This window comes from Zymomonas sp. (assembly GCF_020216885.1).
GTDB lineage: Bacteria > Pseudomonadota > Alphaproteobacteria > Sphingomonadales > Sphingomonadaceae > Zymomonas.
In genome coordinates, this window is the sequence record NZ_JAIWON010000131.1 from 1 (window position 1) to 9,528 (window position 9,528).

The 9,528-nt window shown below is 47.3% G+C and carries 10 protein-coding genes and 1 pseudogene; 6 read left to right on the forward strand and 5 right to left on the reverse strand.

Going from position 1 to position 9,528, the window contains the following annotated elements; all coding sequences use genetic code 11:
* Positions 1-523: pseudogene (locus LDL18_RS07470) on the reverse strand (hypothetical protein); the annotation flags it as partial.
* Between the two features lie 15 nt (positions 524-538).
* Positions 539-1,168, reverse strand: a complete 630-nt coding sequence (locus LDL18_RS07475; RefSeq protein ID WP_296508321.1) for a carbonic anhydrase — start codon at positions 1,166-1,168, stop codon at positions 539-541.
* A 100-nt stretch (positions 1,169-1,268) separates the two neighbouring features.
* Here LDL18_RS07475 and lipA point away from each other — a divergent pair, with 100 nt between their 5' ends.
* The gene (lipA, locus tag LDL18_RS07480) at positions 1,269-2,240 is read left to right on the forward strand and encodes a lipoyl synthase (RefSeq protein ID WP_296508323.1); all 972 of its coding nucleotides are present in this window, start codon (positions 1,269-1,271) and stop codon (positions 2,238-2,240) included.
* Positions 2,240-2,683: a type II toxin-antitoxin system RatA family toxin gene (locus LDL18_RS07485; protein WP_011240958.1), complete on the forward strand. Its 444-nt coding sequence runs from the start codon at positions 2,240-2,242 to the stop codon at positions 2,681-2,683. The genes lipA and LDL18_RS07485 overlap by 1 nt, the downstream gene beginning before the upstream one ends.
* Positions 2,684-2,862: 179 nt before the next feature.
* Here the strand turns inward: LDL18_RS07485 and LDL18_RS07490 are convergent, their stop codons facing one another.
* From LDL18_RS07490 to LDL18_RS07500, 3 genes are all read right to left on the reverse strand, one after another.
* The gene (locus LDL18_RS07490; protein WP_224453008.1) at positions 2,863-3,411 is read right to left on the reverse strand and encodes a CinA family protein; all 549 of its coding nucleotides are present in this window, start codon (positions 3,409-3,411) and stop codon (positions 2,863-2,865) included.
* A 142-nt stretch (positions 3,412-3,553) separates the two neighbouring features.
* The gene (locus LDL18_RS07495) at positions 3,554-4,111 is read right to left on the reverse strand and encodes a hypothetical protein (protein WP_296508324.1); all 558 of its coding nucleotides are present in this window, start codon (positions 4,109-4,111) and stop codon (positions 3,554-3,556) included.
* Positions 4,105-5,265 carry a bifunctional 2-C-methyl-D-erythritol 4-phosphate cytidylyltransferase/2-C-methyl-D-erythritol 2,4-cyclodiphosphate synthase gene (locus tag LDL18_RS07500; protein WP_296508325.1) on the reverse strand — a complete coding sequence of 387 codons (1,161 nt, stop codon included), beginning with the start codon at positions 5,263-5,265 and terminating at the stop codon, positions 4,105-4,107. The genes LDL18_RS07495 and LDL18_RS07500 overlap by 7 nt, the downstream gene beginning before the upstream one ends.
* Before the next feature lie 151 nt (positions 5,266-5,416).
* On the opposite strand from LDL18_RS07500, the gene dusB reads away from it, so the two are divergent.
* The 4 genes from dusB to LDL18_RS07520 all read left to right on the forward strand — a co-directional run.
* A complete protein-coding gene (gene dusB / locus LDL18_RS07505) occupies positions 5,417-6,442 on the forward strand; it encodes a tRNA dihydrouridine synthase DusB (RefSeq protein WP_296508326.1) in 1,026 nt (341 codons plus the stop codon).
* A gap of 12 nt (positions 6,443-6,454) precedes the next feature.
* The gene (locus LDL18_RS07510) at positions 6,455-6,769 is read left to right on the forward strand and encodes a helix-turn-helix domain-containing protein (protein ID WP_296508327.1); all 315 of its coding nucleotides are present in this window, start codon (positions 6,455-6,457) and stop codon (positions 6,767-6,769) included.
* A 130-nt stretch (positions 6,770-6,899) separates the two neighbouring features.
* Complete coding sequence (locus LDL18_RS07515; RefSeq protein WP_296508330.1) at positions 6,900-9,206, forward strand: ATP-binding protein; 2,307 nt, start codon at positions 6,900-6,902, stop codon at positions 9,204-9,206.
* Positions 9,206-9,528 (forward strand): response regulator (locus LDL18_RS07520; RefSeq protein WP_296508328.1); only part of this gene is annotated, 323 nt, incomplete at its 3' end. The genes LDL18_RS07515 and LDL18_RS07520, both read left to right, overlap by 1 nt.

Sequence of the window (9,528 nt, forward strand, 5' to 3'; positions counted from 1 at the left end):
GATCAATAATGCGCTTTTTTAAAACATAATGATTGCCAAAGAAGAAAGCTGCAAAAGCAACAGCAGCCAGAAAGGCAAAAAGATAACCACTATTCCAGCTTTTAGGCCAAAAAGGATGTGCTAAAATCGCCAATGCCCCAAAAGCCAATAAAGCAGATGTCGCGGCCAAAGCCCCAGCGCGCGAAAAAATTTTCTCTCTATATTGTAACAATAGAGCCATCACGACCACTAACGCCATAATCGTCGCGGTTTGCTGCGCGCCTATTTTGAGTAATCCAGCCATTTCCAGATAGAAAGAAGCCGATTGTAAAGAAGCTATCGCTATAGCCCAAAGCCATTTTTTGACAGGGAGCGCGGGTGGATGGCCTTGGAGGATAATTAGGAAACAGGTGGCTAAGCCATATCCTATCGCCATAACCGAGGCGAAAGCCGTATGATAAAAGGCTTGCCCCAAAACCAAAGACAATGCGGTGTTAAGGAGCATAGCCAAAAAAGCTATCCCGAAATAAGCAATCTGATTCATCGGGATAGGATAAGCCTAAAGGCTAATAAATTCGCTACTTTTCGGTTCTAGCAAATGCAATGAACCATTTTCGATCGCGAACCATGCTCCATGAAGGTCGAGTTTACCGGCAGCTTCCCGATCACGAACGAAGGGAAAACTACGAAGATTTGCAATACTGGTTCTGACCCCTTCATGTTCTAAACGGCCAGCAATATCAGATTCGTGACCATGTTCGGCAACGACTCTGTCACGGGCATCATCCAGCAAAGAAATCCAGCTTTTGATGAAAAAATCATCATCTTCGTCTTCGCTTCCGGTGCCTTCCAAAGAAGCCTTGATACCGCCACAGGCACCATGTCCCATAACCAGAATATCGCTTACTTCTAGCTTGGTTACGGCATATTCAAGTGCTGCCGACACACCATGATGTCCCAATTCTCTTTCATAAGGCGGCACCAAAGCACCCACGACACGAATAACAAAAATTTCACCCGGATTGGTATCGAATATCTGGGCAGGATCAACGCGACTATCAGAACAGGCGATAACCAGAACCTTCGGGTTTTGACCTTTTGACAGATGCTCCCAACGATCATGCTGGTCTGTCCAGTCACCACTACGGAAGCGCTGATATCCCATAATCAGTTTCTGAAAGTCTATCATAGAAAAAATCTTTCTTCATAGAATGAAAAATTGATAATTATCTTTTGCCTGTGTCTTGTCACACTGGCAAGTAACGAAAGGTATCGTTAAATATAAAGGTATGAGTAAAATTCCCGCACCTGATGAAAAAACCAGCCGATCCGATTCTGGTTCCTCGATTTTGCGTAAACCGGACTGGCTTCGTGTCCGTTCTCCTGGTGGCGCTGCTTTTAATGAAACCCACGGCTTGATACGAAAATTGGGTCTAGCCACGGTGTGCGAAGAAGCCGCCTGTCCTAATATTGGGGAATGTTGGACAAAAAAACAGGCAACCGTCATGATTTTGGGGGAAGTCTGCACCCGAGCCTGTGCCTTTTGCAATGTAAAGACAGGCCACCCCGACAAGGTCAATCCGTTGGAACCGGGGCATGTTGCTGATGTCGCAGCCGAAATGAATTTGGAGCATATTGTTATCACATCGGTTGATCGTGATGACCTAGAAGACGGCGGTGCTTCACAATTTGTCAAAGTTATCGAAGCCGTCAGGGCAAGAACCCCGAAAACGACGATTGAGATTCTGACCCCAGATTTCCGTGGTAAGCCGGATCACGCACTGGATATGATCGTCAAAGCGCGCCCCGATGTATTCAATCACAATCTTGAAACAGTGCCTCGTCTTTACCCGACGATTCGTCCGGGCGCGCGCTATTTTACTTCCTTGCGCTTGCTTGAAAAAGTGCGGGAACGGGATCCCTCTATTTTTACCAAATCCGGTTTGATGCTAGGCTTAGGCGAAGATCGTTTGGAAGTGCATCAGGTCATGGATGACATGCGGCAAGCAGATGTCGACTTCTTAACCTTGGGACAATATTTGCAACCTACGCCGCGCCATGTTCGGGTAGAAGAGTTTGTTACACCTGACAGCTTCAAGGCCTATGCGGCGACAGCCCGAGCTAAGGGTTTTTCAATGGTGGCATCCTCTCCTTTAACGCGCTCCAGCTATTATGCCGGCGCTGATTTTGCACGTTTAAAAGACGCTCGCCAAAAGAAATTGGAAAAAATAGCCGCCAAAAATAGCGGGAAGGATGCTTAATGCCGCATTACACAGAATCAAAAATATTGCCTTATACGCCACAGCAACTTTTTGATCTGGTCGCGGATATCAGCCGTTATCCTGAATTCTTGCCATGGGTAATCGCCGTTCGGATTCGGTCTCGTGAAGAAAACAGGATGACGGCTGATCTGATTGTGGGTTTCAAGGCTTTTCGGGAAAGTTTTACGTCAAAAGTAACTTTGGATTCACCCCATTCGGTATCGGTTGAATATATCGACGGCCCATTATCCCATCTTCATAATGAGTGGCATTTCACAGAAGAAGGAGAGGGGAAAACCCGATTAGATTTTATGGTCGATTTCTCTTTCCGGTCGAGAATTTTCGAGGCGCTTGCCGGACAATTCTTTGATCGAGCCGTGCAAAAAATGACTCAAGCCTTTGAAGAAAGAGCGAACAACCTTTACGGCTTATCCGATGCCTAGCCGTTTTTTAGGTAAATTACGCTTTTAGAAAATGCAGATTAAACCCTATAGGGAATAGGGAAAATCTATTCTGTTTTTGACAAGAAGATTATTTTTTTAGGTCTGGCCTTTCTTCGCTTCATAAAACGAAGAAAGACAGCCTTTTTTATATCATTCGTCAGCCAAATGGCCGTCAGTTTTTAACCTTGAGAGATCGACGCATCCGGCATCAACAGGCTAAGGGCGCATAAAGCCGCCTGTAAACGGATGCCTGAACGCCCTAAATCCCCGAAAGATTTCTGTTCTGCAACGACTTCATTCGGATCAGCATCCCGTCTCGCCCGCGCAAAAACAACGGTGCCAACGGGTTTTCTTTCATCGCCGCCGGTCGGGCCTGCAATACCTGTAATCGCAACCGCAATATCGGCATCGCTTTTTTCAACGGCATTCCGTGCCATTGCCCAAGCAACCGCCAGAGAAACAGAGCCAAAAGTTTCAATGACGTCTTGACTGATATTCAATAAGTCTATTTTTGCCTGATTGGCATAGGTCACAAATCCGGCATCAAAGACATCAGAAGCCCCCGGAACCTCGGTCAAGGCCGCCATTACCAAACCACCGGTGCAGCTTTCCGCAACGGCAATACGCTGACCAGCGGCGCGGTTGGCATCAATCACCAAGCTAGCGCGGGTTACCAATTCATTCGGTAAATTATAATGGACATTTTCCTGCGGCTGGTTTTCTTCCATATTTTGGATAGTTTTTTGTATTTCTTCACTATCATGGGCAGAAATATCCTGCTGTTCTGCCTTTTGTTGAAGCACTTCTTTCTCGGTATCAGAAGGCTGCGAGGACAGGCCATCCGTCTGGTTATTGTCCATAGTCATCGGTTTAATCTCCCGAACAAATATCAAAAGGCAAAATACGTCCAACCTTGCCAATTTTCTTAATCAAGGCGAATGTGGAAACAGAAACATCCCCGATTTTATTGGCGGGTTGTTCTGCCACAAATGGCAAAAAGCCATTGACGATTTCACAGGATTGCGGCTTCATCTTTTGGCTGACGATATCGGAAACCATGGTTTCGATCGCAGCTCTTTTGCCCGCATCTCCCATATCGGCCACAGCTGACCCGCCCAGCCGTTCAAAAGCGGCTTTTGCCTTAGGCCAGTCGGTTTCACTTTCCTGACGAAAGCGCTTGCTAAGGGTTGCTTCCTGCTTCAGCAAATAGGAATCGCTATCCAACACTGAAGAACATTGCTGTTTGGCGCCTTGCAGCAAGCCCGGTAAAGCTGTTTCCATCAAAGCCTGCGCTTCGGCATGAGTCATACATTGACTCTGGCTCCCTGCAGCCTCGGTGGCAGCAGCCATAGCGCCCGTCCCGACCATGCAGGCAACAAGCGCTATCGAGTGACGAATAACCGGATTCATAGAATAACTAATTAGCACAAAATATCCGGCAAGCGAATACTGGTAACCGCTTGGGCAGCAATCCCTTCTTTCCGGCCTGTAAAACCAAGTTTTTCAGTTGTCGTCGCCTTGATACTAACCCGCTGTTCGGGAAGTCCCAGAATACCGGCAATATGCTTACGCATTGCTGGCCGATAAGGTCCTACTTTTGGCGCTTCACAGATAATCGTTACATCCGCATGGTCAATAATAGCACCGGCTTTCTTGGCAAGCTGAACGGCATATTCAAGGAATTGGGTCGAATTTGCACCCTTCCATTGCGGATCGCTTGGCGGGAAATGTGTTCCGATATCGCCATCAGCAATCGCCCCCAACAAAGCATCCGTTAAGGCATGGAGTGCGACATCGGCATCGGAATGACCGGCAAGACCATGATCATGCGGAATTTTGATGCCACCCAACATAATATGGTCACCCGCTTCGAAACAATGAACATCGAAACCTGAACCGCAAACAGAAATCATTTTTTCAGTCATTTGAGCCTCGGCTACAGCAAAATCAGCAGGATAGGTCAGTTTCTCGAGTAGTCTATCGCCTGTTATCAAGGCAATTTTTTCACCAAAAGCGCGCACAACCTGCGCATCATCCGTCGGCTCATCGCTGCCTGTCCACGCTTGATGCGCCGCTATCACCGTCTCAAGATCAAAGGCTTGCGGGGTTTGGACGCGATGGAACAGATTGCGATCAACAGCCTCAACTTCTTGATTAACAAGCGTATCAACAACCGGTAAAACGGGTATCGCCGCCTTAGATGATTTCAAGGCGTCGAGTAGGCGATCAATCACTATTTTGGGTAGAAAGGGGCGGGCTGCATCATGAATAAAAACCCGTTTGTAACCACGGTCATGGGCGACTTTCAAACCATTTATCACAGAATCACGCCGAAAAACGCCACCGATCACTGGCTGCGGTAAATCTCGGTCTCCGACAGCCTCTTGATATAACGCCTGATGACCGTCCGCGATAACGACTTGTACCGTATCAATTTCGGGATGGGCGAGCAGGTTATCAATCGCATGTGCCAGAATAGCTTTACCCGCGATTTTCCGATATTGTTTCGGCAGACCTTCACCTGCACGTTTACCCTGACCGGCCGCCACAATAAGCGCTATATTATCTGTTCTTTTCATCATTACCCGCCAAGCCTTAAGCCTTTTATGAATGCTTGCAATAGAGTTATCGCTTCCTTGAATTGCCGTTTTTATGCAATAGTTGGCCTTTTATAAAGCCTTTTCAGCCAAGGAAAGCTTGTCTGATTTTTGAAAGCAAGCTAACCATAGCCGCATGAACAGCCCTGAACATAATCCTACCCATAATCTGATTTCGCCTATTCAGATAGGCTCTGTCCGAATTGATAATCCGGTTATTCTAGCTCCGATGACAGGGGTTACGGATTTGCCTTTTCGTCGGATTGTCCGTCGTTATGGTTCGGGATTGAATGTGACAGAAATGATTGCCAGTCAGGCAATGATTCGGGAAACGCGCCAGTCGTTACAAAAATCGACATGGGATCCCTCCGAAGAGCCGATTTCGGTTCAGTTGGTTGGTTGCACACCAGATGATATGGCCGAATCAGCCAAACTGAATCAGGATCGGGGCGCAGCCATTATTGACATCAATATGGGCTGTCCTGTCAGAAAAGTCGTCAGTGGTGATGCCGGCTCGGCTTTGATGCGTGATTTGAAACTGGCTGCCTCGATTATCGAAGCGACAGTCAAAGCGGTTTCTCTTCCTGTCACCTTAAAAATGCGGATGGGCTGGGATCTAAACACTCTGAATGCACCGGAACTTGCGCGTATTGCTCAAGATATCGGGGTTCAGATGGTAACGGTGCATGGCCGTACCCGTAACCAGCTTTATAAAGGTCATGCGGATTGGGCTTTTGTTCGCCAAGTCAAAGATGCCGTGTCGATACCTGTTATTGTGAATGGCGATATCAATAGCCTTGATGATGCCAAAACAGCCCTGCAACAATCTGGTGCTGATGGCATTATGGTCGGTCGGGGCAGCTATGGCAAACCGTGGCTTTTATCCCAGTTGATGCAGGGATTGATTGATGGTGAGATGGAAAAAACGCCGTCGATAGATGAACAATATCGCACCATTACCGAACATTATGACCATATGTTAAGCTATTATGGTACGATCACGGGCGTCAATATCGCTCGCAAACATATCGGATGGTATACCAAAGGACTGCCAGCTTCGGCAGAATTTCGGAATAAAATCAACCGTGAAGAAGACCCCGACAGGGTAAAAGAAATGCTGGCTGAATTTTACCGCCCTTGGCTCAGCCAAATAGCCGCCTGACGGATTGATTTTATGGGAAATATTAAAAAAACGACAGAAATAACACTGCCGCTTCATCTCGGCGGCGGCAAGGTTGCTGTGCCGGAACAAGGGCTGGCTGATGCGATGGAAGCCCATTTACTGTATTATTTTGCCGTTTTCGGGGAAAGTTTACCACCAGACGGTTTGTGGGAACATATCCTTGGCGAGGTAGAAAAACCTTTGCTGAAAGTCGCCTTGCAGGCTGTCGGCGGCAATCGGATCAAAGCCGCAAAATTGCTTGGCATCAACCGAAATACTCTCCGTCAAAAATGTCTAAATCGCCACGTCGATCCCGATAATCTTTAAAATGGGCGAAAGATATTCTTTGTTATAAAATCGATTTGTCTTTCTTGAAATTTTGATTTCAGCCAAAAAATATATCAAATTAAATCTGATTGTGTTTTGATTGCATCGTCTTTGTAGTATCGTTGCAACGATGATGGAGGATAGCGCTATAGAAAGCACCAAAGAGACAGAGGTCGATCTGAAAAAAATCCGATTATGGCCTCTTTCCAAAAGAAAGCTTTATTATTTTCTCTATCGCCGCTTTCCGGCATGGGCGGAGACGCTTACCTTTGTCGCCTGTCTGGTTATTGCTTTTTTCAGCTATAGACTGGCTGTTTATCACGGGACACCTGCAAAGCCACTTAGCCCGCTTGTGATCGCTCTGTTGCTGGTCGCCAATCTGGTGCCTGCGATGATGTTGATGGTTCTACTGGCGAGAAGGCTTGCTTTGAGGCGGGCGGCCAAATCTCCATTAGGTGGGCGAGGGCGGCTTCATGTGCGTTTGGTCGCTATTTTTTCTATTGTTGCGGCTGTTCCTACCCTGTTAGTGGTTATTTTTGCCTCATTTCTATTCCAATACGGGGTCTCTTTCTGGTTTTCGGATAGCGCCCGTACCATTCTTGCTAATGCTGATCGGGTTGCTCAATCCTATGTAAAGGAAAATACCGCCCGCATCATTGGCGATTTGAACGCAATGCCCAATGATTTTAGGGCAGCGTTATCGCAAGCCCCCATTGAAGATCCACGTTGGAGCCGCTTTATTTTTATGCAGCTCATCAACCGTGGTTTGAATGAAGTCGCCCTTTTACAGATGCCGCCTTCGGATACGGGCGCGCCGATTATGTTGGCAGGGGCGCTTACCGATACGCGCCCGTTAGAAAATCGCCTTCCTGCAAAGATGATCGCTTTACTACGGGATAAGCAGGCACATACGTCTATTTCTTCCGGTGACCGGATTGAAGCCACTATTTTACTTGATGCCCATTCAAGACTCTATATCTATATTTCTCGCCAGCTTGACCCTGTTGTTCTGCTGCAGGCTTCTCGCGCCAAGACCGCATTGGGCGATTATAACCGTCTGGTTGAAAGTTCGCGCGTCTTACAAATTCGTTTTAATGGGGCATTATTGGTTGTCTCGCTGTTGATTGTTGCCATTGCGATTTATATCGCCTTTGTGGTCGCAGATCGTATTGTCCGGCCTATTTCTCATATGGTGGAAGCTGTCCGCCGCATTGGTTCCGGTGATCTTGGCGCGCGCACCCATCTAAAACATAATCGTGATGAAATCGGAACATTGGGCTTTGCCTTTAACCGCATGGCGAACAAGCTTGAAGAACAGACAAATACCTTGATGTCTGTCAATTATTTGCTTGATAGCCGCCGTGCTTTTACGGAAGCGGTTTTGTCAGGTGTTTCTGCTGGCGTTTTGTCTGTTAACAGCCAACATACTATCCAGCTTGTTAATCTTTCGGCACAAAATCTCTTAAAGGCTGATGAAAAAATCCTGATTGGTGAGAAACTCGATAATATCGCCCCTGAATTAGATAGCCTACTGGCACAACAAGCTGGGGACAGTATCGTCCATATTCTAGTCGATAACGAACCCCGCACTTTCGCAGTCAGAGTTGTCAGAGCCGCTGATAATCACGTTTTGACTTTTGATGATATCACCCAGCAATTGGCGGATCAGCGTTCAGCGGCTTGGGCAGATGTAGCGCGTCGGATTGCCCATGAAATCAAAAACCCGCTTACACCGATTCAGCTCGCCGCTGAAAGATTACAGCGCCGTTATGGGCGTCAGATTACTTCGGATGAGGAAACTTTTAGCCGTCTGACCAGTACTATTGTCAGACAAGTCGGGGATTTACGGCGGATGGTGGATGAATTTTCATCCTTTGCCCGAATGCCCAAGCCTGTATTCAGGAAAGAGGCCATAAGCGATATTGGCCGTCACGCGCTATTCTTGCACGAGGTTGCCCATCCGCAAATAGGCTTTGTATTTGAATCACAAGAAGACTTGCCGCTCATGGTCTGTGATCAACGGCAATTAGGGCGGGCTTTGACTAATCTGGTCAAAAATGCTGTTGAGGCTATCGAAGAAAATGATCGCGGCGGCTCTGGCCATGTTTGGATGACTTTAAAACGGGAAGATAGCCATTTGATTATAGAGGTTGCCGATGATGGTATCGGTCTGCCAAAAGAGCGGGAAAGATTAACCGAGCCTTATATGACAACCCGTGTTCGTGGCACCGGATTAGGCTTGGCTATTGTTAAAAAGATTGTTGAGGAACATGCCGGAACATTGACTTTTTCAGACCGCGAAGGTGGCGGAACAATCGTGCGTCTTTCTTTTGATCTGGTAGCTCTTGCGCCGGTAACAATCGAAAGTGTAGCAGAAAAGGGGATAGGTAATCAGGAACCCGCTATTCCCGGACTTACCCGATCAAGGAGCGAATAATGGCGCTAGAAATTCTGGTCGTTGATGACGAAATGGACATTCGTGAACTGGTAGCGGGGGTTCTTGATGATGAAGGCTATGCCACAAGAACGGCTGCGGACAGTGATGCGACTTTACAGGCTTTAGCAGAAAGACGGCCTTCGCTGGTTTTACTGGATGTCTGGTTAAAAGGTTCGAAACTGGACGGTCTCGAATTACTAGAAGAAATCAAACGGCGTGATCCGACTTTGCCAGTGCTGGTTATTTCCGGCCATGGCAATATCGACACGGCTGTAACGGCTATCCGACAAGGTGCCGTTGATTTCATCGAGAAACCCTTTGA

Bases quoted from the DNA above. Each gene is read 5' to 3' on its own strand.
- LDL18_RS07475 (WP_296508321.1), bottom strand. From the start codon at position 1,168: ATGATAGACTTTCAGAAACTGATTATGGGATATCAGCGCTTCCGTAGT.
- lipA (WP_296508323.1), top strand. From the start codon at position 1,269: ATGAGTAAAATTCCCGCACCTGATGAAAAAACCAGCCGATCCGATTCT.
- LDL18_RS07485 (WP_011240958.1), top strand. From the start codon at position 2,240: ATGCCGCATTACACAGAATCAAAAATATTGCCTTATACGCCACAGCAA.
- LDL18_RS07490 (WP_224453008.1), bottom strand. From the start codon at position 3,411: ATGGAAGAAAACCAGCCGCAGGAAAATGTCCATTATAATTTACCGAAT.
- LDL18_RS07500 (WP_296508325.1), bottom strand. From the start codon at position 5,265: ATGATGAAAAGAACAGATAATATAGCGCTTATTGTGGCGGCCGGTCAG.
- dusB (WP_296508326.1), top strand. From the start codon at position 5,417: ATGAACAGCCCTGAACATAATCCTACCCATAATCTGATTTCGCCTATT.
- LDL18_RS07510 (WP_296508327.1), top strand. From the start codon at position 6,455: ATGGGAAATATTAAAAAAACGACAGAAATAACACTGCCGCTTCATCTC.
- LDL18_RS07515 (WP_296508330.1), top strand. From the start codon at position 6,900: ATGATGGAGGATAGCGCTATAGAAAGCACCAAAGAGACAGAGGTCGAT.